Consider the following 23,861-nt stretch of genomic DNA (forward strand, 5'->3'; position numbering starts at 1 on the left):
CTACCCTGTGACCATGGCAGGAACTGAGATCCCGGACACCATCGCTCTGGACACCGTGGAGTCGTTCTCCGACGAGATCGACGTGCTGGTCATCGGGTGTGGTGTGGCCGGCGGGAGTGCCGCGGTCGAGGCCGCGACGGCCGGCGCCTCGGTGCTGGTCCTCGAGCGCGCGGCGGCCGCCGGCGGTACCAGCTGTATGGCGGGCGGACACTTCTATCTCGGCGGTGGCACCGCCGTGCAGGAGGCGACCGGGCATCCGGACAGCGCCGAGGAGATGGAGAAGTACATCACCGCGGTCTCCCGCGAGCCGGAGCCGGAGAAGATCCACGCCTACTGCGTCGACAGCGTCGACCACTTCGACTGGCTCGAGTCCCTCGGGTTCAGTTTCGAGCGCAGCTTCTACCCGGAGAAGGCGGTCATCCAGCCGCAGACCCAGGGGCTGATGTTCACCGGCAACGAGAAGGTGTGGCCGTTCAAGAACATGGCCGTCCCGGCCCCGCGTGGACACAAGGTGCCTGTGCCGGGCGACACCGGTGGTGCATCCATGGTGGTGGACCTGCTCGTCAAACGACTCACCGAGCTCGGCGCCGAGATCCGCTACGAGACCGGCGCCCGACAACTCGTCGTCGACGAGTCCGGCCATGTCGTCGGTGCTGCCTGGCGCACACCGGGCGAGCAGGGGGTCGTCCGCGCGAAGTCGGTCATCATCGCGGCCGGTGGCTTCGTGATGAACGAGGAGATGGTCGCGCGCCACGTGCCGCACGTCGCCGAGAAACCGTTCACCCTGGGCAGCACCTACGACGACGGCCTCGGCATCCGGCTGGGTGAGTCGGTCGGCGCCGCGCTCAAGCACATGGACCAGGCGTTCGTGACCGCGCCGATCTACCCGCCCAGCCTCCTGCTCACCGGCATTGTCGTGAACAACAACGGCGACCGGTTCGTCGCGGAGGACTCGTATCACTCGCGGACATCGGGATTCGTGATGGATCAACCGGATTCGGCCGCGTTCCTGATCGTCGACGAGGCGCACATGCACCGTCCCGAGGTGCCGCTGATCAATCTGATCGACGGCTGGGAGACGGTCGAGGAGATGGAATCCGCGCTCGGTATCCCCGAGGGACGCCTGCAGAAGACCCTCGCCGACTACAACGAGAACGCCGCCCGCGGTGAGGATCCCGACTTCCACAAGTCGGCCGAGTTCCTCGCTCCGCAGGACAACGGTCCGTGGGGCGCCTTCGACCTCAGCCTCGGCAAGGCGATGTACTCGTGCTTCACCATGGGCGGGATGGCGACGTCGGTGGACGCGGAGGTCCTCGACGCCGACGGCACGCCGATCGTCGGGCTCTACGCCGCCGGTGCCTGTGCAGCCAACATCGCGCAGGACGGCAAGGGATACGCGAGCGGCACGCAGCTCGGCGAGGGGTCGTACTTCGGCCGGCGGGCCGGTCGGCACGCCGCGCAGCGGTCGTCGGAGGCAGCGCCCGCCTGACCTTCACCGAGCGGACGATGCCGACCGCCCGGGCCGAAACCGAGGTATCAAGGAGTGTGACCTCGACCTCGCCTGCATCCTCCGGTCTCTGGCCGGCGACGATAGCCGGTGTGGTCGCTGTCGGCGCCGGGCTCGCGGGTGGGGAGTTGCTCGCGGTGACCGTCGATCCGAACGCTTCGCCGTACGTCGCCGTCGGGTCCGCCGTCGTCGACCACAGTCCGACAGCGGTCCGCGAGTTCGCGATCAACACGTTCGGAACGTCCGACAAGGTGGCCCTGTTCACCGGGATGACCTTTCTGATCGTGGCGCTCGCCGCCGCCTGTGGGGTCGCGCAACGTCGATGGCCTCCGGCGGGAACGGTGGTCATCGGACTCTTCGGGCTGGTCGGTGCGGTGGCGGCGCTCGGTCGTCCGGACGCGGTGTGGACGTACGCCCTTCCCTCGGTGGGTACCGCGCTGATCGCGATCGTCGTCCTCAAGGTGCTACTCGGAATGCTGCCCGGTTCGGCATCGACATCCGACGCGGTGCCGGCCGGCTCCGCCGCCACCACAGCCACCCCCGACGACGCCGCCGACACCGGACCGGTCGTCGGCCGACGTTTCGTGCTGACCGCGGGAGGGGTGGCCGCGCTCGCCGTCGTCGTCGGTGTGATGGGTCGCCGCATCCTCGCCGACACCGCCCGTACCGTCGCCGACCGCACGAAACTCGTTCTCCCGCCGCCACGTTCGCCCGCGCCGCCGGTGCCGCCGTCGGCCGACATCGCGGTGCCCGGCGCCACCCCGTTCGTCACCTCCAATGCGGACTTCTACCGCATCGACACCGCGCTGCAGGTGCCCAACCTGACGACCGCCGACTGGTCACTGCGCATCCACGGCATGGTCGACAACGAGATCCGCATCGGCTGGGACGAGCTCCTCGCGATGCCGATGACCGAACGGATCGTCACCCTGACCTGCGTGTCGAACGAGGTCGGCGGCGATCTGATCGGGAACGCACGCTGGTTGGGCGTGCCGATGTCGACGTTGCTCGAGCGGGCGGGCGTCCGTCCTCAGGCAGACATGCTGTTGTCCACCAGCTCTGACGGCTGGACCTGCGGCACACCGGTCTCCGCGGTGACCGACGGACGCGATGCGCTCCTGGTGGTCGGGATGAACGGGGAGCCGCTCCCCCTCGAACACGGCTACCCGGTCCGGCAGGTGATCCCCGGACTCTACGGCTACGTGTCCGCGACGAAGTGGGTCGTCGACTGGGAGCTGACGCAGTTCTCGAAGGCGCGGGCCTACTGGACCTCACGCGGATGGTCGGCGCTCGGCCCGATCAAACTCGCCTCGCGGATCGATCGCCCGGACTCCCGTTCCGAGCACCCGCGCGGCGATGTCGTGATCGCCGGGACCGCCTGGGCGCAGCACACCGGCGTACGCGCGGTCGACGTCCGCATCGACGACGGCCCCTGGCTACCGGCTGACCTCGCCGCGCAGTACTCCACCGACACGTGGCGCCACTGGCGCTTCACCTGGTCGGCGACCCCCGGCGAGCACACGGTCGCCTGCCGCGCGGTCGACGCCGACGGTCGGGCGCAGGTGGAGGAGTACGCGTCGCCCGTGCCCGACGGTGCAACCGGTCTGGACGCCCGCACGTACGCCATCACCTGAACCGAACGAAGCGGATCCCTGGACACCAGACTGGACAAGTGTCTGTTCTTGGTGGAACTTGTTCCGTCAAGGGATAAGTGAGCAATCTGACTGCATCGACCCTGGCAGATGAGGTCATGCTATGTTCGTCGCACGTTTTTTGTGAGCCGGATGACAATGCACCGTTCCGGCCCATCGCACCGCGATCCGACTGCGATGGAAGGCGACCGCTGGGTCCGGTCTGCCAGGTGCGTACCTGACCATGAACTAAGGGTGAGAACTATGAGTGTGGGTGTCGTGCGCGAATCCGCCCAGGGAGAGCGTCGGGTGGCGTTGGTCCCGAAAGTGGTGGGTTCGCTGGTCGGGAAGGGTGTCCCGGTCGTCGTGGAGTCGGGTGCCGGTCTGGAGGCCTTGATCCCGGACGAGCACTATGTGGATGCCGGCGCCACGATCGGCGATCCGTATTCGGCGGATGTGGTGGTGCGGGTGGCGCCGCCGTCGGACGCCGAGATCGGCAAGTTGCGCAGCGGGCAGAAGCTGATCGGCTTTCTGGCGCCGCGCAATGCCGACAATCAGATCGGTGCGCTCAAGGCTGCCGGTGTCGAGGCGTACGCGGTGGAGGCGATCCCGCGTATCTCCCGCGCGCAGGTGATGGATGCGCTCAGTTCGCAGGCGAATGTGTCGGGCTACAAGTCGGTGATCGTGGCGGCGGATCTGTCGACACGGTATTTCCCGATGATGACCACGGCGGCCGGCACGGTGAAGCCGGCGACGGTGTTGGTGCTCGGAGTCGGGGTGGCCGGTTTGCAGGCGTTGGCCACGGCCAAGCGTCTGGGTGGTCGTACGACTGGTTATGACGTGCGCCCGGAGGTGGCCGAGCAGGTGCGGTCGGTCGGTGCGCAGTGGCTGGATCTGGGGATCGACGCGGCCGGTGAGGGCGGGTATGCCCGCGAGCTCACCGACGACGAGCGCGCGCAGCAGCAGCAGGCGCTCGAGGACGCGATCAAGGGTTTCGACGTGGTCATCACGACGGCGTTGGTGCCCGGGCGTCCGGCGCCGCGGTTGGTGACCGCGGCGGCGGTCGAGGGGATGAAGGCCGGCAGCGTGGTGGTCGATCTGGCCGGGGAGACGGGAGGCAACTGCGAGTTGACCGAGCCGGGACAGACCGTGGTCAAACACGACGTCACGATCTCCTCGCCGCTGAATCTGCCGGCCACGATGCCTGAGCATGCCAGCGAGTTGTATTCGAAGAACCTGTCGGCGTTGCTGGAGTTGATGCTCGACGACAACGGTGGTTTCACACCGGATTTCGACGATGAGGTGCTCGCCGGGGCGTGTGTCACCCGTGACAAAGAGGTGGTGGCCTGATGTACAACGAGCTGTTGGCGAATGTGGCGATCCTGGTGTTGGCCGGGTTCGTGGGTTTCGCGGTGATCTCGAAGGTGCCCAACACGTTGCACACGCCGTTGATGTCGGGCACCAATGCCATTCACGGCATCGTCGTGCTCGGTGCGCTGGTGGTGTTGGGTTCGTTGCCGGCAGATGCGAATTGGGGTGTGCGGATCATCGCGTTCGTCGCGTTGGTGTTCGGAACGCTCAATGTAGTCGGTGGTTTCGCGGTGACCGACCGCATGCTGGGTATGTTCAAGGGTAAGAAAGAGGCCGCCAAGTGACTACGTCTGTGCTTCATGTGGCGGCTGATTCGGCCGGTCAGGTGTCCGAGGGCCTCGGTTACGGCGTGACCGTGCTCTACATCGTGGCGTTCTCGCTGTTCATCTACGGCCTGATGGGGCTGACCGGGCCGAAGACCGCGGTGCGGGGCAACTGGATCGCCGCGGCCGGTATGGGTATCGCGATCGTTGCGACCCTGCTCGGGGTGTACAACAACGCCGGTGATGCCGGGGTGCCGTCGATCAACTGGGTGTTGATCGTCGTCGGTCTGTTGCTCGGTGTGGTGCTGGGTATCCCGCCGGCGCTGAAGACGAAGATGACCGCGATGCCGCAATTGGTGGCGCTGTTCAACGGGGTCGGTGGCGGTACCGTCGCGCTGATCGCGTGGGCGGAGTACATCGAGACCGACGGGTTCACCGCGGTCGCCGAGACCCCGGATGTGCACGTCATCGTCGGCTCACTGTTCGCCGCGATCATCGGATCGGTGTCGTTCTGGGGTTCGCTGGTGGCGTTCGCCAAGCTGCAGGAGATCATGCCCAAGGGCTTGGAGAAGACGTTCGTCTCCAACGCCAAGCTGTTCCAGTTCGCCAACATCGTGCTCGCCGTGGTGGCGGTCGTGGTCGCGATCATCATCGGCGTCTCGGCCGATTCGTCCGAGACCACCCCGTGGTTCTGGATCGTGCTCCTGCTGGTGGCCGCCGGGGTGATGGGACTGTTCGTGGTGTTCCCGATCGGTGGCGCGGACATGCCGGTGGTCATCTCGCTGCTCAACGCGCTGACCGGTCTGTCGGCTGCAGCGGCGGGTCTGGCGCTGAACAATCAGGCGATGATCGTGGCCGGCATGATCGTCGGCGCATCGGGTTCGATCCTGACCAACCTGATGGCCAAGGCGATGAACCGGTCGATCCCGGCGATCGTGTTCGGTTCCTTCGGAGGTGGCGACGACGCCGCCGCCGGTGGTCCGGGGGCGGCCGCCGGCACGGTCAAGGCGACCTCGGCTGCCGATGCCGCGATCCAGATGGCGTATGCCAATCAGGTGATCGTGGTGCCCGGCTACGGGTTGGCCGTCGCGCAGGCCCAGCATGCGGTCAAGGAGATGGCGGCGTTGCTCGAGGGCAAGGGCGTCGAGGTCAAGTACGCGATCCACCCGGTCGCCGGCCGGATGCCCGGACACATGAACGTGTTGCTGGCCGAGGCCGACGTCGCCTACGACGCGATGAAGGAGATGGACGACATCAACGGTGAGTTCAACCGCACCGACGTCGCGATCGTCATCGGCGCCAACGACGTCACCAACCCGGCCGCCCGTAACGACCCGAGCAGCCCGATCCACGGCATGCCGATCCTCAACGTCGACGAGGCCCGCTCGGTCATCGTGCTCAAACGCTCGATGAGCTCCGGCTACGCCGGCATCGAGAACCCGCTGTTCTACGGCGACGGCACCAGCATGCTCTTCGGCGACGCCAAGAAGAGCGTCGACAGCGTCATCGAGGAACTCAAAGCCCTGTAACGGACTGCGGCTCCCCGGGTGTCACGACAGATACCCGCACGTGGTCAATCCACCTTGGTTCACAACAAGGTGGATTGACCTTTTCGGGGTGGATGAGAACGGTGTCGACGGCGACCGATGAGTTCTCCGACGCGGTGGTGTCTATCCCAGCACAACACCACACCACCATCCCGGAACAGAGGAGCTCGTCATGGTCACCGCAACCGCCACCCCGTCCACCGACCGCAGCACCACCGCCACCCGCAGCGTGCGGCACATCGCCGGAGTCGTCATCAGCGTCGTCGTCGGCGCCTTCCTGGCCTTCGACGTCGTCGGCAAACTGACCCGGCCCGAGGCCGTCATCGAGGGCACCGCGAAGCTGGGATTCCCCATCGAGCAGGCCTACGTGATGGGCACAGTGTTGCTCATCTGCCTTGTCGTGTACGCGATCCCGCGCACCGCGGTGCTCGGCGCGCTCGGCATCACCGCCTATCTCGGCGGTGCCGTCACCGCCAACATGCGGGTCGAGTCGCCACTGATCAGCACGACGCTGTTCGCCGTCTACTTCGGTGTGCTGATGTGGGTCGGCCTGGTGCTGCGTCGCCCGGAACTGCTCAAGGTGGTCGGTCTGCGCCGATGATCTCACCGGCCCCGACGTGCCGCTGACGGATACCCCCGTCGGCGGCATCTCGGCGTCTGGTGGTCGCCGACCGCGGTGGTGGCTAGGGTGGCGGAGGACAGTGCTGGACGAGTGTGGAGGAGTTCGACGATGCTGATCGATCTCACCGGGAAGGTCGCTCTGGTCACCGGTTCGACGCAGGGCATCGGAGCTGCGATCGCCACCGGGCTCGCCGCCGCCGGCGCGCGGGTGGCGATCAACGGACGGTCGGAAGAATCGGTGGCCCAGGCGATCTCGCAGATCTCCGCCGATGTCGAGAATGCCGACCTGGTGGCCGCACCGGCTGACGTCAGCACGAGCGCCGGTGTCGATGCGCTGGTGGAGAACCTACCGGCGGTGGACATCCTGGTGAACAACCTCGGGATCTTCGAGGCGGTGCCCGCCCTGGAGATCGACGACGACGAGTGGCGGCGGTTCTTCGAGGTGAACGTGCTCAGTGCGGTCCGGCTGATCCGCACCTATCTACCCGGCATGGTCGAACGGAGCGCAGGGCGCGTGCTGAACATCGCGAGCGACTCGGCGGTCGTCATCCCAGAGGAGATGATCCACTACGGGACGTCCAAGACCGCACTGCTGGCGGTGTCGCGCGGATTCGCCAAGCAGGCCGTGGGTACGGGCGTCACGGTGAACTCGGTGATCGCGGGACCGACGCACACCGGGGGTGTGGAGGACTTCGTGTACCAGCTCGTCGATCGCGCACTCCCGTGGGATGAAGCGCAGCGCGAGTTCATGCGTCGGCACCGTCCACAGTCGCTCATCCAGCGGTTGATCGAACCCGACGAGATCGCGAACCTCGTCGTCTATCTCAGCTCCGACTTCGCTTCGGCGACAACGGGTGGGGCGGTGCGCGTCGACGGAGGTTATGTCGATTCGATCCTGCCGTGACGGTGCGCGACGATCCCGCAACCAGGTGAGGCGGGTGTCGCAGCCCGTTTCGGTCGTTACCGATCTGTCACGACACAGGTGCCCAGGCGTTGCGCACGCACCCTACTGTTACGCAAGTGACAAATGTGACCAGAGCGAATCGTCGTCGTGCCACTGCGATGGCGGTGATCGCGTGCGCCGGTATCGGTGGAGTCGCGATCGGCGCGATGCCCGTTGTCGCCGAGCCGCACGTGACCACCGTGGCGACCGCGGTCGATCCGGCCACGCTGTACAACTCCGCGCAGCAGAAGTTCGCGGCGGGCGATGTCGCCGGTGGCCTCGAGGCCATCAAGCAGGCGCTGGCCATCATCCCCGTGGACCCGGATGCCCTCGCGCTACAGGCGATCTGGTCGGAGCAGGCCGACGACGCGGCGACCAGCCGCGCCGCTCTGAATCGACTCGGTGGGGTGAATCCCGCACTGGCCACAGCAGCGCGGAACATCATCGACGGCGTCAACGCGGCCGCGCAGATCGTACCGGACACCTCTCCGAAGACGGTGGCGGGGCGCGCGGCGATCGTCGTCCTCGGTTATGGGCTCAATCGTGACGGCACGATGGCGCCTGAACTCGTCAAACGCGTGAGCGCCGGCAAGTCGCAGGCCGAGACGACGACCACGCTGCCCATCGTCGTCACCGGTGGGGTGCCGAAGGCCGGTATCACCGAGGCCGCTGCGATGAAGAAGTGGTTGGTGTCGAACGGGATCGACGCCGCCCGTGTCACCGAGGAGAGCAGGTCGGGGTCGACGGTGGCCAATGCGCAGAACACCGCCGAGATCTTGCGTGGGCAGGGGATCAGCAACATCGTGCTGGTCACGTCACCGAACCACATCCGCCGTGGTGCAGCGGATTTCGCAGCGGTGGGACTGAAGACCGTGGCGACGGTGACCACCGAGACCGATCTCGCGAAGTACTCCAAACCTCTGATTCGAGATCAGCAGAAGGGGATTCGGCTCGAGGCGACCCGGACGGCGAAGATCCCGGCCACGCGTCAACTGGGGCTGCCGCTGCCGCAGGACCTGCCCGACACCGGACCGGGGCTGATCGTGGAGTTCGGCAGCAAGCTGCTCGAAACTCTTCTGGGCACAGGATCGTCCGCGGCAAACTGAGTGAACGCTACGGGAGCGGCAACGGCAAAACCAGTGCACGCGAATCTCTTTACCGGAAGTTCATCTGCGGCGGTGACCTGACCCACTCGTGTCCGCGGCAATTGCGGTTTCTCACAGATTTCGAAGGTCTCGCGCAGCATCTGCTTAACACCGGATCGGTACGTTCGTACCCATGAATGTGTCGGAAATGCCCTCTTTACACGAAGTGCGTTCCAACCTCAGATACGACTTGCCGGCATCGCTGGTCGTGTTCCTGGTCGCATTGCCGCTCTCCCTGGGGATCGCGATCGCCTCGGACGCCCCGGTCATGGCGGGACTCATCGCCGCGGTCGTCGGCGGTATCGTCGCCGGTCTCGTCGGCGGTAGTCCGCTGCAGGTGTCCGGCCCGGCGGCCGGCCTGACGGTGGTGGTCGCCGAACTGGTCGCGAACTTCGGCTGGCAGGTGACCTGCGCGATCACCGTCGCGGCCGGGGTACTCCAGATCCTGTTCGGTATCAGCCGAATAGCCGGGGCCGCCCTCGCGATCGCGCCCGTGGTCGTGCACGCCATGCTCGCCGGCATCGGCATCACCATCGCACTCCAGCAGATCCACGTCCTGCTCGGCGGTGAATCGGGGAGTACCGCCTGGGAGAACGTGTCCGGCCTGCCCAGCCAGCTCATGTCGCTGGACTGGACCAGCGCGTTGATCGGCGGTCTCGTCGTCGCGATCATGTTGTCGTGGCCGAAACTGCCCGCCTCGGCCCGTAAGGTGCCCGGCCCACTCGTCGCCATCGTCGCCGCGACCCTGATCTCGATCGTGTTCGGGATGAACATCGAGCGGATCACTCTGGACGGTAATTTCTTCGACGCGATCGCACTGCCCGAGCTGCCGACCGGCAACTGGGGAGCGGTCTTCCTGGGTGTGCTGACCGTGGCGCTGATCGCCAGCGTCGAGTCGCTGTTGTCGGCGGTCGCCGTCGACAAGATGCACGACGGTCCGCGCAGCGATTTCAACCGCGAGCTGCTCGGTCAGGGCAGTGCCAACATCACCTCCGGACTGCTCGGCGGTCTGCCGGTCACCGGCGTGATCGTGCGCAGCACCACGAACGTCAACACGGGTGCACGCACACGTATGTCGGCTGTCCTGCACGGTGTCTGGGTCCTCGTGTTCGCCGTCGTCCTGACCGGACTCGTCGAGCAGATCCCGACCGCGGCTCTTGCCGGCCTCCTGGTGGTCATCGGTATCCAACTCGTGAAGATGGCACACATGAAGACCGCACTGCGCACCGGTGATCTGTGGGTGTACGCGGTGACGGTGCTGTCGGTCGTCTTCCTCAACCTGCTCGAAGGCGTCGGGATCGGTCTGGCATTGGCTGTCGCACTGGTGGTCTGGCGTGTCGTACGCGCCGAGTTCGTCTCCGAACCGTTCGGCACCGAGGGCTCGCGCCAGTGGTTGGTGCGGGTGCGCGGCTCGTTGAGTTTCCTGTCGCTGCCGAAGCTGAACAAGGCGTTGGGCGCGGTGCCCGCGGCCGCTCATGTGACCCTCGAGCTCGACACCGACTTCCTGGATCACGCGGCGTCGGAGATGATCGAGGACTGGGTGCGCGCACATGAGGCGAACGGTGGTTCCGTCGTCATCCTGGAACGTGGCAAGGCGCGGATCGAGGACGCACCCAAGGCGCCGCCGCGCCGACACTCGATGACCGCCATCGGCCTGACCCCGTGGCGCAGCCGACGATCCGAGGCCGAGGGGGTCCCCGACGACACTCCCGCGACCCTGCGCGCGATCATGGGAGGCGTCAGCGAGTACCACCGCGACCATGCGGAGACATTGCGCGCCACCACGAGTGACGTCACGCACTCGCAGGACCCGGACTCGTTGTTCCTGACCTGTGCGGATTCGCGATTGATGCCCAACATCATCACCTCGAGCGGGCCGGGTGACCTCTTCACCGTGCGCAACGTCGGCAATCTGGTGCCGCCGGAGTCCGCCGACGACATGTCGGTCGAGGCCTCCCTCGAGTTCGCGATCGAGGAGCTGGGTGTCAGTTCGGTTGTGGTGTGCGGACATTCGTCCTGCGGCGCGATGAACGCGATACTCGCCGACGAGGCGATCGACGAGAGCGGCACGTCGGCGAGCCCGGTCCGGCGCTGGCTCGCGCACGCGGTCCCGAGCCTCGTGGCCTACCAGCTGGGCCACCCCGCAGGCCGGGCCGCCGCCGACCTCGGTTTCGGTGACGTCGATCAGCTGGGCATCGTCAACGTCGCCAAGCAGGTCGAGACGTTGAGCCGGCATCCGTTGGTCGGCAAGGCGTCGGCAGAAGGACGTCTGCGCATCGTGGGGCTGTTCTTCGACATCCCGACCGCGCGGGTCTTCGAGGTCACCGGTACGGATGTGCGGCCGGCCGGCGTCGGCCGCGGTGTCGAGGCGGAGGTCCTGGTGGAATAGGGGCGGCCGTCGGAGATCTCGATACGCTGCCTCGCCTGGCGGCTCGGGAGCTACTCGATCAGCGGTGGGGTGCGTATCGAGACCACCCGCCTCAGAACATCACCGAACGGAAGTGTGAGATCAGCCGCCAGGCGTCGGGGCCGTCGTCGAGGCCATGCAGAACGTGGAACGCGATGCCCGGCGGCTGACCGCGGTTGATGACCTCGCTGCCCTCGAACGGCAGGTTGAGGGTCGACGCGACGCCGGGTGCGATGGCGAGGGGACGGCCGGCGAACGACGTGACTGCCGGGGTGTGGGCATGACCGCAGACGAATCCGACGATGTTCGGATGCTCGACGACGAGCGAGGCGAGTCGGTCCTCGCCGGTCTGACGGATGGTGTCCATGAACGGCATCTCCAGCACGACCGGCGGATGATGAAACGCCATGATGACCGGTGTCCGCGGTCCGGCGGCGACGATCTGCTCAGACGCCCAGGCGAGCGTCTCGTCGGTCAGGTGGCCGTCGTTGCGGTCGGGGATCGAACTGTCGCACACGACGAACAGCACCCCGTTGATGATCTCGGCGCTGTTGACCGGGGCGCTGCTCTGCGCGCCGAGCAGGCCCGCGGTGAACCGTTCGCGATGGTCGTGATTACCGGCGGTGATCAGCATCGGCAACGGGCTGTAGAGAACGCCGTGCGCCTCCCGGTACTCCGACTCGCTGCCCTCGTCGGTGATGTCACCGGTCACCAGTAGTACATCGATGCCCTTCGCGCGGGCATGGATGTAGTCCAGCGTTGCCTCGATCCGGCGGCGGTTGTACCGCGTGCCGTTGAAATGCAGGTCGCTGATGTGGGCGACGACGAACACACAGGCTCCTTGATCACTGACTCACCTGAGGCTAGCCAAGCAGGCCGCGCTCGGCTCGATGAGGCCCGCGACATGCCGCCGTCCACACCGCGGTGGCGCCGTGACGACAGTAGTGACACCCTCTCCTCGCGGGTGCGACCGTCAGCGGATGACACGACGACGGCGAGGGGGCCGGCGGATTCGACGGCCGGACCTTCTATCTGTCCGGGCAGGGGGTGCGCACCGCCTACGGCGCCGACCGGCTCGCCGCGGAGGCATTGGTCGCCGTCGAACGTGACAAGGCGCTGCTCGTCGTACCCGCGCAGGCTCGGGCGGCGTGGCGCTTCGCCCGCGTCGCACCGACCGTGATGCGGCGGATGACCACCAGATTCGTTGCCCAGCAGCGGCAGCGTCAGGGACTCTGACAGTCTTCGCAGCAGCACCTCACGACGACAGGCGGAACCGATGATCGAGCAACTCCCGGAGCCGACGGTCCTGCTGCGCGGGCGGTCGATGGTCGAATCGGCGCGGTGGCACGACGGCCGGTGGTGGTTCGCCGACTGGGGGACCGGCGAGGTGATCGCGGTCGACACCGACGGCGTCGCGGAGGTGGTGGCCACCGGTCCGCCGCCGCCACGGGATGGTCGATCGAGTGGTCGCCGACCGGACAGTTGCTGACGACCGGACCGGACGTCAGCGTCCACGTGCCGGACGCGGCGCCCACCGTCCGGAGTGGTCGCGGCGGGAACGAGATCGTCGTCGCGCCGCAGGGTTACATCTACGTCAACGGCGCCGACTTCGACTTCGTCGGCGGTGGTGCGCCGGTCCCCGGCTGGATCAGCATCGTCGAGCCCGACGGCCGCCATCGTCAGGTCGCCGGTGACATCGACTTCCCGAACGGCATGGTGATCACCCCCGACGGGACGACCCTGGTGATCTCGGAATCGATGGGTGGGCGTCTCACCGCCTTCGACATCGCCGACGACGGGTCGCTCACCGGACGTCGGATCTGGGCCGAGGGGCTCGGTCCGGACGGGATCTGCATCGACGCGGACGGCGGCATCTGGGCCCAGACCGCGGACACCGCAGCACACACCGGCGATCCTGCGGCGCCTGGCGGCGCCTGCGTCCGCGTTCTCGAGGGCGGCGAGATCACTCATCGTGTGAAGACCGAGCTGCCGTGCTTCTCCTGCGCGCTCGGCGGCGCCGGGGGCCGACAACTCCTGCTGTTGTGCAACGAGTTCGGTGGTGTCGACCAGATGGTCGAGGTGCAGGCACGCCGATCGGCGCGCGTCCTCGTCGTCGACGCGCCCGTGCCGCGGGAGTCCTGATCCTGCTGACAGGTCGTGGGTCCTCGACGCCGGGTCAGTATCCGGCGTCTCGACATGTCGATGTATCGATGGTCCCGTCTGAGCGCAGTCGAGTGAACTCACTGTCGGCCGGGCCGCTGCCGATCGAGGCGACGGGCATGCTGAATCCAGCTGCGCCACAGAGTGCGTCGGCCGCCTGGCCGCGTGAACACAGGTCGCGCAGCTGTGCCGGGTCGCTTGTCGACGCCTCGGGGTCGGGCGGAACGGCCAGGCCGGATTCGGTGCAGAACGTCGCGTCCGCGTCCCCGACGGAACACAGGTAGACCAGCTGTGCGCGGACAGCGCCCGACCCGCCGGCCTGTTCGGGTGTGGTCGGGGTGCCCTTCTGCGGGACCGCACGAGGTCCGGGCGCCGGCCGCGCGGCCTCGGCCGAGTGCAGGACATGCGAGGTGGTCCCCGACGATCCCGTTCCCAGACGGGCCGCTCGCTTCGTTCTCGGTTCCGCACGCGGCGAACACCGGTGTGGCGACGAGCAGGCCTGCTGCCAGCAGTCCCATGCCGAGGTGTCGGTTCACGCTGTACCTGCTTCCGTTCGTCCACCGCCTCCGTCGATAGCCAATGAATCAGATCGCGGCGGCTCCTGTCGGCGAACGCGGTGGATTCGCGCGCGGTCGATTCACTCAGCTCAACCTGCGGGTGAACAACGCCCGCAGGTCCTCGAAATGTCGTTCCGTCGCCTCCGGATGGAACACCGCGGTGTCAGACATGGTGTAGCCGTGGTGCGCGCCGCCGAACACCGACGCCGAATGGGTGACGCCGCTGGACGTCAGCGCGTGCTCGAACGCGGCCACCGACTCGGGCGGCAGGGAGTGGTCCTCGTCGGCATGGATCGCCAGGATGTCGGCACGAACCTGCGGCAGCCGTAGGTGAGGGCTGGACGGGGTGTCGGTCACCAGTCCGCCGGTATGGAACATGCCGATCGCGCCGACGACATCAGAACGTGTCGCTGCGGCCAGCAGGGCGAGGCGGCCACCCATGCAGTAGCCCGTCGCGCCGACGTCGCCGTCGGATACGCCGTCGAGACCGCGAAGCGTGTCCAGGTAGACCGACAGGTCGTCCGTCGCGAGGTCGTCGGTGAGTCCGTGGACGCGCGGCATCGCCTCCGCGAAGAACGCAGTACGGGCATCCGGCTCGGTGAGATCCACGGTGGGTTCGAGATCGGCGGCGGTGCCGTTGCGGTAGAAGAGGTTCGGCGCCAGCACCACATATCCCCACGAGGCGATCCGGTCGGCCATCTCCGTGGTCCGGGGGCGCAATCCGATGGCGTCGATGAGGAACAGCACGCCGGGGAGCGGCCCGCCGGCGTCGTCGGGCCGGGTGAGGTAGGCCTCCGCGGTGCCGCCCGGTGCGGCGATGCTGATCATCTGGTGGGTCACGGGATTCCCTTCGGGTCAGAGGTCGCCGGGAAGTTTGTCACGGCGGATTCCGCGCCAACTCGGGTGGCGCAGATGGCCCGTCGTGGTCCAGTCCATGAACCGGACCTCGCCGACGATCTTCGGCAGCACCCACACCGCGTTGGACGCGACCGGCCGGTCGAGTCTGTCGACGAACGGGCAGGTCTTGATCTGCAGGGGTTCGAGTTCGGCGGCGAGCGAACGCAGTTGCGCGTCGGAGAAGCCGGTCCCGACCCGTCCGATGTACCGCAGTCCGGTGTCCTCGGGAAGGCCGAGTAGCAGAGAACCGATGGTGTGCGAACGGTTCCCACGTCCCGGCCGGTATCCTCCGACGACGACCTCGATGTCACTCCAGTTCTTGTGCTTGAGCCACTGGGTCGTTCGTCGGCCCTGCTGATAGGTCGACGACCGCCGCTTGGCGACGACACCCTCGTATCCCTGCTCGCGACTGTGCTCGACCGCGGCGCGTCCGGGTCCGTCGAGGAGCGGCGGCACCTCCGCGTACGGGGAGCGGGCGAAAGCCGGTGCCAACTCCTCCAACAGTTCTCGACGCTGCGACCACGGCCGGCGCAGCAGCGACGTCCCGTTCAGGTAGAGGATGTCGAAGAGATACAGCTTCACGGTGAGGTCGTCGGTGTTGTTGCGTGCCGCCAGCAGGGTGAAGTTGGTGCGTCCGCTCGCGTCGAGCGCCACCACCTCGCCGTCGAGGACGACGTCGATCAGACCGAGATCATCGGCGAGGGTGCGGAGTTCGGGAAAGTCGGCGGTCATGTCGATGCCCGAGCGTGATGTCAGGCGGAAGTTACCGTCGATGTAGCGCAACAGGATCCGGTAGCCGTCCCATTTGCCCTCGAACGCCCAGTCGTGCCCGTCGAGCTTCTCGATGGACTCGTCGGTCGCCAGCATCGGTCGCGGATCGCGCAGACTGTCGGGCAGGATCGGGCGCGGTTCGTCGCTCATCAGGTGCGCCAGCCAGTTCTTGTCACCGGTCTTGATCAGCGCGTAGCGGCCCTGCACCCGTTCCCCGTACAACCGGACGATCACCTCGTCGGGCCGCCACTTCTCCGTCTCGTATGTCCCGCGGTCCCAGATCTCCACGTGCCCACCGCCGTACTCGCCGTGCGGGATGTCGCCTTCGAAGTCGGCGTAGTCCATCGGATGGTCCTCGGTGTGCACGGCGAGCCGGTTCTGACCCGGATCGTCGGGCAGGTTCTTCGGGATCGCCCACGACACGAGGACACCGTCGTGTTCGAGCCGGAAGTCGTAGTGCAGGCGTCGGGCGTGATGCTCTTGGATGACGAAGATGGGCGCCGACGACTCCTCGGTGTCCCGCTGCTGGTGAAAAGCGTCGTCGCCGAACGGCTCCGGCGTCTTGTCGGCGTCTCGCTTGCGTCGGTACTCGCGCAGACTGACGACGGCGCTCGCCTGTACCGGGTCGGGAGGGTCGTCGGAGTGGGCCGTGTCGATGACGTCGGCCTGCGGAGCAGGATCGCTGTCGTCGGGATCGGCGTCCGCATCGTGAGGCGCGTCGAGGTCGCCGAGAAGGTCACCGTCGGAGGACACGCGGTCGAGCACCTCGTGGAACAGCAGTTGCCGGATGCCCGGGTCGGTCAGCTCATCCCAGCTGCGCGGCGCGGCGACCCACGGCTCCTCGCGCCCCCGCATCGAGTACGGCGCCAGCGTCGTCTTCGATCCGCTGTTCTGACTCCAGTCGATGAACACCTTGCCCTCGCGCAGCGACTTCGACATGGTCGCGGTGATCGAGTCCGGGTGCGACGCCGCGAGGCTCGTCGCGATCTGTTTGGCGACCGTCCGGGCCGAGTCGGGTGCGACCGGCCGCTCGAACCGGGCATACAGGTGCAGACCTTTCCCGCCGCTGCTGACCGGATACGCGGTCAGGCCGGCCGCCTCCAGCATGTCGCGGATCATCAGTGCCACCTCGGCGCACTGCGAGAGCGCAACCCCGGGCCCGGGGTCGAGATCGAGGACGAGCCGGTCCGCCTTGGGCGGCGTGCCGTCGGTGCGCGGCACACGCCACTGCGGCGTGTGCAGTTCCAGGGCGGCCATCTGTCCGAACCAGACCAGGTCGGCCCTCGACGTCGCGAGTGGATAGGTGATGACCCGCTTGCTGTGCTGCTCTCCGAAACGCTCCAGCCAGTCGGGCGCCGAGGAGGGCAGATCCTTCTCGAAGAACGGCATCGAGTCGACACCGTTGGGCCACCGCTTCCGCGTCACCGGGCGCCCGGCCAGGTGCGGCAGCATCACCGGGGCGATGCGCGTGTAGTAGTCGATGACCTCGTACTTCCGGGTGCCGGTCGCCGGATACAAGATCTTCTCGAGGTTGGTGATCGGGATGCGACGACCGTCGACGTCGAGACTGTCACCAGCGGCCATGTCGACCATTGTCCACGTTGTGCCCCGAGGTTTGCCGGTTCCGGTGGCACAATGAACACCATGCGCTCGATCTGGAAGGGCGATCTGAGCTTTGGCCTGGTCAACGTGCCGGTCAAGGTCTATTCGGCCACGGAAAGCCACGACCGGAAGTCCTACCAGGTCGATTCCAAGGACGGTACCCGAATTCGCTATCGGCGCGTCCGCGAGGGGACCGACACCGAGGTCGACTACTCCGACATAGCGAACGCCTATGAGACGGACGCCGGCGAGACGGTGATCCTGACCAAGGAGGATCTGGCGACGCTGCCGGTGCAGAAGAGCCCGGAGATCTCCATCCTGGAGTTCGTGCCGACCGAGCAGGTCGACCCGATCTACTTCGACAAGCCGTATTACCTGGAGCCCGCGTCGAAGTCGCCGAAGGCCTACGCGCTGTTGGCGCAGGCGCTGCAGAAGACCGACCGGCTGGCGATCGCGAACTTCACTCTCCGCAACCGGACCCGGTTGGCGGCGTTGCGTGTCGTCGACGGCGTGATGACGTTACAGACGCTGCTGTGGCCGGACGAGGTGCGCGCCGCCGACTTCGACTTCCTCGGCGACGAACCCGAGATCCGCCCGCAGGAACTCGAGATGGCAGCGTCGCTGATCGAGACCATGGCCAAGGACTTCGACCCTGCCGAGTTCGAGGACCGCTACCAGAACGAGCTCACGAAACTGGTGGCGGCGAAGGCGGAGGGCACCGAGGCCTTCCCGGAGGGCGAGGACGAGCCCGAGGACGACGACTCCGAGGTCGCTGACCTGCTCGCCGCGCTCCGAGCCTCGGTGAAGGACAAGGACTCCGGCGGTTCGTCATCATCATCGTCCTCGTCCGACGACGACGGGAAGTCCACCGCGAAGAAGGCGCCGGCGAAGAAGGCCGCTGCCAAGAAGGCGCCCGCGAAGAAGGCAGCCGCCAAGAAGGCCGCTGCGAAGAAGACGACGGCCAAGAAGGCCCCGGCGAAGAAGGCTGCGGCGAAGAAGTCGGCGTGAGGGTCGGATACAGCTGCGGTCACAGCGCCTCGGGCCGTCAATAGTTGACGCGGTGGCTCGCTGTTGCTGCAACTGTGACGGCCGGCGAACGCAACACCGAAGGGACCGCCGGCCAAGGCAGGAGTCTGGGCCGAAAATCGCTGGCCGCACCTCCCCGGAGTCCGGCAAGCTGGACAGGTGAGCACATCGGTCGGCGGCGGACAACAGACCCGTCTGCCCACAGCGCTGAAGCCTTTCGCGCTGCGGCAGTACCGGCTGCTCGCGCTCGGCCTCGTGCTGGCCATGTTCGCCGACGGCGTCTGGACCGTCGGCGTGGTGTGGCAGGTCATCGAGATGGGTGGTGGTCCCGGGCAGTTGTCGATGGTGACCGGCATTGCAGCCGTGGGCATGGTCATCTCGACGCTGGCCGGCGGTGTGCTCGCCGACCGGGTCTCGCAGCGTCTGATCATGATCGGACTCGAACTGGTGAAACTCGCCGCGTTCGCGATCGTCGGTGTCGCCGGGATGACGGGCGTGCTGTCGTTGCCCGTGTTGGTCGGGGCATCGCTGCTCGGTGGCATCACGATGGGGATGTACTACCCGGCCTACTCGGCACTGCTACCCGGTGTCGTCGAGGCGGCACAGTTGCAGGCCGCCAACGGGATCGAGGGATTCCTGCGTCCCGTCATCTTCCAGGCGATCGGCCCGATGGTGGCCGGTGGCGTCATCTCGATCGCCTCGCCGGGCCTCGCGATCGTGCTCGCGGGCGTCGCGAGCGCGTCGTCGGCGCTGTTCTACGTGGCGATGAGGCCGGTCTCGGTGCGGCGCGATCTGACCGAGGTGACGGGACATCCGGTGCGAACGGTCGTCACCGACATCGCCGAGGGATTCGCCTACATGTGGCGGACACCGTGGCTGTGGGCGACGCTGTTCTTCGCCTGCATCCTCGTGCTCGCGACGATGGGGCCGATCGAGGTGTTGGTCCCGTTCGCTCTGCGTGAGCGGGTCGACGGTGGCGCCGGCGACCATGCCTTCGTGTTGGCGGCGTTCGGGATCGGGGCGGCGTCGGCGTCGCTGGTGTTCGCGTCGGTACCCATGCCGCGGCGGTACCTGTCGGTGATGTTCGGGATCTGGAGCGTCTCGAGCGTGCCGTTGGTGATCATGGGACTCGCGGACGCGACATGGATGTTCGTGGTGGCGGGATTCCTCATGGGGATCCTGTTCGACGGCCCGATGGTGTTGTGGGGCACGCTGTTGCAGCGTCGGGTGCCACCGGAACTCCTCGGTCGTGTGGCAAGCCTCGACTTCTTCGTGTCGGTGGCGCTCATGCCGGTGTCGATGGCGTTGGCCGCGCCGGTGAGTCACGCGATCGGACTCACCGCGACGTTCGTGGTCGCCGGCCTGCTGCCGGTTCCGGTGGCTGTGGTCTTCTACATCGCAGCCAAGTTGTGGCGCGACGAGACCGACCACCCGCTGACCGTTCGGATGGCCGAGAACGTCACTGCGACGGGCTGATCCGGGCCGGCGGCACGAGGTGGTCGGCGGCCGCCGCGACGGTCAGCTCGGTGAGGGCGTCGAGAATGGGTGAGCTGAGTTTCCAGTACTGCCAGAACAGTGGGACGTCGACGTGATGGTCGACGATGCGGATGACCCGGCCGGCCTCGAGCGCGGGGGCGATCTGGGCCTCGGGGACCGCTCCCCAGCCGATACCGAGCTCGACCGCCCGATAGAACTCGGTGGAGGACGGGACGTAGGTGATCGGCGGTGTCACCGGTTGCTCGGCGAGGGCTGTCAGCACGTTGCGCTGGATGTAGTCGTTGCGATCGAACAACACCATCGGCGCGCGTGACAGCGCCGTCGCCGACGGCCCGTCGGGCAGCCACCGCGCGACGAAATCCGTTGTCGCGACCGGAAGATAGCGCATCGACCCGAGGGGGGCAATGGTGCAGCCACGGATGCCGAGCGGGTCGGAGGTGATGGCGCCCAACACCTCTCCGGACCGCAGGAACCGGCTGTTCTGGCTCTCGTCGTCGCGGAGCACCTCGATCGCCACCGGATGGGCATGGTGCATCTCGGCGATCACCGGCAGGAACCAGGTGGCCAGCGAATCGGCATTCGCCGCGATCGGGAGATGGATGCGGGACTCGTCGGCGTCGTCGTCGGAAGTGGACCTGCCGAGCAATTCGACGCGTGCCTCGTCGATCAGCAGTTCCCACTGCTTGGCGAGACGGACCAGCACCTCACCGTCGGGGGTGGCGGTCGCGGGTTTGGTCCGGCGCACCACGACCCGGCCGACCGACGTCTCGAGGGCCTTGATGCGTTGACTCACCGCCGACGGCGTGATGTGCAGGACGGAGGCGGCGCCGTCGAAGGTGCCCTCGCTCAGGACCGCGGCGAGGGTCTGCAGGCCCTCCTGACTGATCTCCATCTCGTCATCGTAAGTTCTGCTGATGATTCATGAAAAACATTCGCTGGTTTATCGGGTCGACTCCTCATAGCGTCGATGCCATGACCACCTATGCCCTCGCCGCCGTCGCCGGCCTCCTCACCGGCGCCGGGCTGATCATCGCGATCGGTCCCCAGAACGTCTTCGTGCTCCGTCAAGGGGTCGCGCGAGCGCATGTGGTGCCGGTCGTCGTGGTGTGTGCGGTGTCCGACGTGGTGCTGATCGTCGCGGGTGTCGCGGGCCTCGGGGCTCTCGTCAGCGCACATCCGGCGGTGGTCACGATCGCCAAGATCCTCGGCGGCGGCTACGTCATCGTGCTCGGACTGATGGCGGCCCGACGCTGTCTGCGCAGCAGCGACGCGATCGTCACCAACGCGGCCGAGGCGGCAACCGTCAGCCGCTGGACCGCGATCGGCATGACACTGGCGCTGACCTGGCTGAACCCGCACGTCTACCTCGACACCGTGCTGACCATGGGTGCAATCGCGAACAGCCACGGAAATGCCAAGTGGGCGTTCGCGATCGGAGCGTGCGTCGCGAGCCTTCTCTGGTTCGCCTCGCTGGGCGGCGGGGCGTCGAAGCTCGCCCGCTACTTCGCCTCGCCGCGGGCGTGGCGACTCCTCGACGCCGTCGTCGCGGTGGTCATGCTCGCCATGGGCGGCATGCTGATCGCGTCGGTGTGAGGAGGCCGCTCACCTGATCCCTGAGGAGCCCGGAGCCTGCGGACGGTGTCAACACTTCAGGGAGAGCTTCGGCCGCAGATCAGATCTTTGCCGGCTCCGGCTCCCACAGTTTCGGATCGATGTGGTTCTCGATCGGGATCTCGCGGATCGCGGTGCCCTCGACGTCGACGTTCGGCACGATCCGGTCGAGCCAACGGGGGAGCTTCCATGCGGTGTCGCCCAGCAGCGTGATCACCGCCGGAACCACGACCATGCGGATGATGAAGGCGTCGAAGAACACCGCCGCCGCGAGGGCGAAGCCCATCATCTTCGCGATGGTGTCGGGTGCGAGCATGAACGCTGCGAACACCGAGATCATGATGACGGCCGCCGACGCCACCACACGGGCGCCGTGCTGATATCCGATGATCACCGAGTCCTTCGCCGAGACGCCGTGCACGTATTCTTCGCGCATTCGCGTCACCAGGAACACCTGATAGTCCATCGCGAGTCCGAACACGACTCCGACCAGGAAGATAGGCAGGAACGAGATGATCGGTTTCGTGTGATCGATGATCCCGAAGTCACCCTCCTGGAAGATCGCGACCGTCGCGCCGAATGTCGCGCACACCGAGAACAGGAACCCGAGGGTGGCGATCAGCGGGACGAGCAGCGACCGGAACACGATCGTCAGGATGATGAACGCGAGTCCGACCACGACGATGAGGAACGGGATCAGCGCCGAACTGAGCTTCGACGAGATGTCGGACATGATCGCCGTCTGTCCGCCGACGTTGACCGTCGCGCCGATCGGCGCCTGGGCTCCGTAGTCACGGATCTGTTCCATCAATGTGTGGGTCTGCGGGCCGCTGGGTGACTGCTGTGGCGTTACCGAGATGAGCGCGGCGGTGGCGCCTGCCTGCGGGTTGGCGGGGTCGGTGCCGTTGCCGATCCAGGTGATCTGGGTTGGGTTGGCGACGTTGTCCAGGGTCTTCACCTTCTCGACGACGGCGTCGGCCGCTGGGGCGACGTTGCCGCCTTCAGCGCCGCTGACCACCACGAGCAGCGGTCCGTTGACGCCCTCACCGAAGCCCCGCTTGAGGAGCTGGGTGGCGGCGTACTCGCTGTCGGTGGTCGACTCCATGCCGAGTTCCATCTTCGTCATGGGGATGGCGGCGATCGCGAGCAAGACCAGGCCGACGAGCGCGACCGGCAGCGGGAACCGGGTGATGAACCGGGCGAAGCGCAGGCCGTTCGACGGTTGCGTATCGGGTTCGTCGCCGTGCCGGACGCCGGGGATCTGGGGTTTGAAGGCGAAACGACCGAATGCACCGAGCAGCGCCGGGATCAGGGTGATGGCGCCGAGCACGGCGACGAAGACCGCCACTGCTGCGGCGACACCCATCTGGGTGATGAACGGAATGCCGACGACGGCCAGCGCCGCGACGGCGATCATCACCGTCAGACCGGCGAACACCACTGCCGATCCCGCCGTTCCGACGGCTCGTCCGACGGCCGCCTCCCGACTGCCGCCCAGGTTCAGCTCCGAGCGGTAGCGCGACACGATGAACAGTGCGTAGTCGATCGACACCGCGATGCCGAGCATCGTGATGATCGTCGTCGCGCTCTGCTGCACGTCGATGATCTTGGCGCTCAACGTCACCAGCATGATCGTGATGCCGACACCGAGTAGACCGGTGACGAGCGGGATGAACGCGGCGATCAGCGCGCCGAACGCCACGATCATGATCACGAACGCGACGGCGAAGCCCAGCAGTTCGGAGACACCGCCCTGCTCGAAGACCTGCATCAGCGAGCCGGTGCCCTCGACCTGCAGACCGCCCTTGCCGTTGAATTCGGCCAGCAGTTCTTTGAATTGGTCCATCTCGGCGCCGGTCAGATCCTGCATCGGGATGTCCTGGCGGATCTGGATCAGGCCCACCTTGCCGTTGTCGCCGAGCACCGCCGAAGCCACCGCCGGATTCTCCTGCGCGGCGGTCACCGGATTGACGACTGTCTGCGGGTCGATGACCTTCGGCAGGGTGCGTGCCTTCTCAACCAGCTGATCGATCCCGGCCGTGTGATTCGCGAGGCCGTCGTCGGCGGCGACCAGGATGCTGGTCGAGGCCTTGAGCTGTTGCTCGTTGACGGCAGCGAAGTCAGTCTTCATCACGGACATCGCACGGTCGGAATCGGTTCCGGGGAGTTCGAAGTCGGTGGAGAACTTCGGTGCCACCGCACTGACGATGACTCCCAGCGCGATCAACACCGCGAGCCACGCACTGACGAACCACCACTTGTGGCGGAACGCGAAACGACCGAGCCGATACAACCCCAACGCCAC

At 66.9% G+C, this 23,861-nt stretch carries 20 protein-coding genes; 15 read left to right on the forward strand and 5 right to left on the reverse strand.

What is annotated here, in order from left to right; all coding sequences use genetic code 11:
• The first annotated feature begins 13 nt into the window (after positions 1–13).
• The 9 genes from QSJ19_RS12320 to QSJ19_RS12360 all read left to right on the forward strand — a co-directional run bounded on the left by QSJ19_RS12320 (position 14) and on the right by QSJ19_RS12360 (position 11,417).
• Positions 14–1,489: an FAD-binding protein gene (locus QSJ19_RS12320; RefSeq protein WP_286320736.1), complete on the forward strand. Its 1,476-nt coding sequence runs from the start codon at positions 14–16 to the stop codon at positions 1,487–1,489.
• Positions 1,490–1,506: 17 nt separating this feature from the next.
• Positions 1,507–3,141 carry a molybdopterin-dependent oxidoreductase gene (locus QSJ19_RS12325; protein WP_286320738.1) on the forward strand — a complete coding sequence of 545 codons (1,635 nt, stop codon included), beginning with the start codon at positions 1,507–1,509 and terminating at the stop codon, positions 3,139–3,141.
• Between the two features lie 261 nt (positions 3,142–3,402).
• Positions 3,403–4,488, forward strand: coding sequence for a Re/Si-specific NAD(P)(+) transhydrogenase subunit alpha (locus tag QSJ19_RS12330; RefSeq protein ID WP_286320740.1), 1,086 nt, complete (start codon positions 3,403–3,405; stop codon positions 4,486–4,488).
• Positions 4,488–4,793: an NAD(P) transhydrogenase subunit alpha part 2 gene (locus QSJ19_RS12335; protein WP_187590262.1), complete on the forward strand. Its 306-nt coding sequence runs from the start codon at positions 4,488–4,490 to the stop codon at positions 4,791–4,793. Before QSJ19_RS12330 ends, QSJ19_RS12335 begins: the two co-directional genes overlap by 1 nt.
• Positions 4,790–6,301 (forward strand): NAD(P)(+) transhydrogenase (Re/Si-specific) subunit beta, encoded by a 1,512-nt coding sequence (locus QSJ19_RS12340; protein ID WP_286320741.1) that lies wholly within the window; start codon positions 4,790–4,792, stop codon positions 6,299–6,301. Before QSJ19_RS12335 ends, QSJ19_RS12340 begins: the two co-directional genes overlap by 4 nt.
• 190 nt (positions 6,302–6,491) lie before the next feature.
• Positions 6,492–6,920, forward strand: a complete 429-nt coding sequence (locus QSJ19_RS12345; RefSeq protein WP_286320742.1) for a DoxX family protein — start codon at positions 6,492–6,494, stop codon at positions 6,918–6,920.
• A gap of 129 nt (positions 6,921–7,049) precedes the next feature.
• Positions 7,050–7,844: an SDR family NAD(P)-dependent oxidoreductase gene (locus QSJ19_RS12350; protein WP_286320744.1), complete on the forward strand. Its 795-nt coding sequence runs from the start codon at positions 7,050–7,052 to the stop codon at positions 7,842–7,844.
• Between the two features lie 158 nt (positions 7,845–8,002).
• Positions 8,003–8,989 carry a YdcF family protein gene (locus tag QSJ19_RS12355; RefSeq protein WP_286320829.1) on the forward strand — a complete coding sequence of 329 codons (987 nt, stop codon included), beginning with the start codon at positions 8,003–8,005 and terminating at the stop codon, positions 8,987–8,989.
• Positions 8,990–9,161: 172 nt separating this feature from the next.
• Positions 9,162–11,417, forward strand: coding sequence for a SulP family inorganic anion transporter (locus tag QSJ19_RS12360; protein ID WP_286320746.1), 2,256 nt, complete (start codon positions 9,162–9,164; stop codon positions 11,415–11,417).
• A 91-nt stretch (positions 11,418–11,508) separates the two neighbouring features.
• Here QSJ19_RS12360 and QSJ19_RS12365 read toward each other — a convergent pair whose 3' ends face one another.
• Positions 11,509–12,267 (reverse strand): metallophosphoesterase, encoded by a 759-nt coding sequence (locus QSJ19_RS12365; protein WP_286320747.1) that lies wholly within the window; start codon positions 12,265–12,267, stop codon positions 11,509–11,511.
• 215 nt (positions 12,268–12,482) lie between these two features.
• Here QSJ19_RS12365 and QSJ19_RS12370 point away from each other — a divergent pair, with 215 nt between their 5' ends.
• The 3 genes from QSJ19_RS12370 to QSJ19_RS12380 are packed head-to-tail and all read left to right on the forward strand — an operon-like array spanning position 12,483 to position 13,577.
• On the forward strand, positions 12,483–12,671 hold the full coding sequence (locus tag QSJ19_RS12370; protein ID WP_286320748.1) for a hypothetical protein: 189 nt from the start codon (positions 12,483–12,485) through the stop codon (positions 12,669–12,671).
• 40 nt (positions 12,672–12,711) lie between these two features.
• The gene (locus tag QSJ19_RS12375; RefSeq protein WP_286320750.1) at positions 12,712–12,924 is read left to right on the forward strand and encodes a hypothetical protein; all 213 of its coding nucleotides are present in this window, start codon (positions 12,712–12,714) and stop codon (positions 12,922–12,924) included.
• Positions 12,918–13,577, forward strand: coding sequence for an SMP-30/gluconolactonase/LRE family protein (locus QSJ19_RS12380; RefSeq protein ID WP_286320753.1), 660 nt, complete (start codon positions 12,918–12,920; stop codon positions 13,575–13,577). Before QSJ19_RS12375 ends, QSJ19_RS12380 begins: the two co-directional genes overlap by 7 nt.
• Before the next feature lie 659 nt (positions 13,578–14,236).
• Here the strand turns inward: QSJ19_RS12380 and QSJ19_RS12385 are convergent.
• Positions 14,237–14,992, reverse strand: a complete 756-nt coding sequence (locus QSJ19_RS12385; protein WP_286320755.1) for a dienelactone hydrolase family protein — start codon at positions 14,990–14,992, stop codon at positions 14,237–14,239.
• Between the two features lie 15 nt (positions 14,993–15,007).
• A complete protein-coding gene (locus QSJ19_RS12390) occupies positions 15,008–17,404 on the reverse strand; it encodes an ATP-dependent DNA ligase (protein ID WP_286320757.1) in 2,397 nt (798 codons plus the stop codon).
• 60 nt (positions 17,405–17,464) lie between these two features.
• Here QSJ19_RS12390 and ku point away from each other — a divergent pair, with 60 nt between their 5' ends.
• Positions 17,465–18,430 (forward strand): non-homologous end joining protein Ku, encoded by a 966-nt coding sequence (gene ku / locus QSJ19_RS12395; protein ID WP_286320759.1) that lies wholly within the window; start codon positions 17,465–17,467, stop codon positions 18,428–18,430.
• Between the two features lie 177 nt (positions 18,431–18,607).
• On the forward strand, positions 18,608–19,924 hold the full coding sequence (locus tag QSJ19_RS12400; RefSeq protein ID WP_286320760.1) for an MFS transporter: 1,317 nt from the start codon (positions 18,608–18,610) through the stop codon (positions 19,922–19,924).
• Here the strand turns inward: QSJ19_RS12400 and QSJ19_RS12405 are convergent.
• Entirely contained in the window at positions 19,908–20,837 is a 930-nt protein-coding gene (locus tag QSJ19_RS12405) for a LysR family transcriptional regulator ArgP (RefSeq protein ID WP_286320764.1), read from the reverse strand. The two genes, QSJ19_RS12400 and QSJ19_RS12405, sit on opposite strands and share 17 nt — an antisense overlap.
• Positions 20,838–20,917: 80 nt before the next feature.
• On the opposite strand from QSJ19_RS12405, the gene QSJ19_RS12410 reads away from it, so the two are divergent.
• Positions 20,918–21,538: a LysE/ArgO family amino acid transporter gene (locus tag QSJ19_RS12410; RefSeq protein WP_286320766.1), complete on the forward strand. Its 621-nt coding sequence runs from the start codon at positions 20,918–20,920 to the stop codon at positions 21,536–21,538.
• Between the two features lie 79 nt (positions 21,539–21,617).
• Here QSJ19_RS12410 and QSJ19_RS12415 read toward each other — a convergent pair whose 3' ends face one another.
• Complete coding sequence (locus QSJ19_RS12415) at positions 21,618–23,861, reverse strand: MMPL family transporter (RefSeq protein ID WP_286320767.1); 2,244 nt, start codon at positions 23,859–23,861, stop codon at positions 21,618–21,620.

This window comes from Gordonia sp. ABSL11-1 (assembly GCF_030315685.1).
Taxonomy (GTDB): domain Bacteria; phylum Actinomycetota; class Actinomycetes; order Mycobacteriales; family Mycobacteriaceae; genus Gordonia.

Bases quoted from the DNA above. Each gene is read 5' to 3' on its own strand.
- QSJ19_RS12320 (WP_286320736.1), top strand. From the start codon at position 14: ATGGCAGGAACTGAGATCCCGGACACCATCGCTCTGGACACCGTGGAG.
- QSJ19_RS12325 (WP_286320738.1), top strand. From the start codon at position 1,507: ATGCCGACCGCCCGGGCCGAAACCGAGGTATCAAGGAGTGTGACCTCG.
- QSJ19_RS12330 (WP_286320740.1), top strand. From the start codon at position 3,403: ATGAGTGTGGGTGTCGTGCGCGAATCCGCCCAGGGAGAGCGTCGGGTG.
- QSJ19_RS12335 (WP_187590262.1), top strand. From the start codon at position 4,488: ATGTACAACGAGCTGTTGGCGAATGTGGCGATCCTGGTGTTGGCCGGG.
- QSJ19_RS12345 (WP_286320742.1), top strand. From the start codon at position 6,492: ATGGTCACCGCAACCGCCACCCCGTCCACCGACCGCAGCACCACCGCC.
- QSJ19_RS12350 (WP_286320744.1), top strand. From the start codon at position 7,050: ATGCTGATCGATCTCACCGGGAAGGTCGCTCTGGTCACCGGTTCGACG.
- QSJ19_RS12355 (WP_286320829.1), top strand. From the start codon at position 8,003: ATGGCGGTGATCGCGTGCGCCGGTATCGGTGGAGTCGCGATCGGCGCG.
- QSJ19_RS12360 (WP_286320746.1), top strand. From the start codon at position 9,162: ATGAATGTGTCGGAAATGCCCTCTTTACACGAAGTGCGTTCCAACCTC.
- QSJ19_RS12375 (WP_286320750.1), top strand. From the start codon at position 12,712: ATGATCGAGCAACTCCCGGAGCCGACGGTCCTGCTGCGCGGGCGGTCG.
- QSJ19_RS12390 (WP_286320757.1), bottom strand. From the start codon at position 17,404: ATGGCCGCTGGTGACAGTCTCGACGTCGACGGTCGTCGCATCCCGATC.
- ku (WP_286320759.1), top strand. From the start codon at position 17,465: ATGCGCTCGATCTGGAAGGGCGATCTGAGCTTTGGCCTGGTCAACGTG.
- QSJ19_RS12405 (WP_286320764.1), bottom strand. From the start codon at position 20,837: ATGGAGATCAGTCAGGAGGGCCTGCAGACCCTCGCCGCGGTCCTGAGC.
- QSJ19_RS12410 (WP_286320766.1), top strand. From the start codon at position 20,918: ATGACCACCTATGCCCTCGCCGCCGTCGCCGGCCTCCTCACCGGCGCC.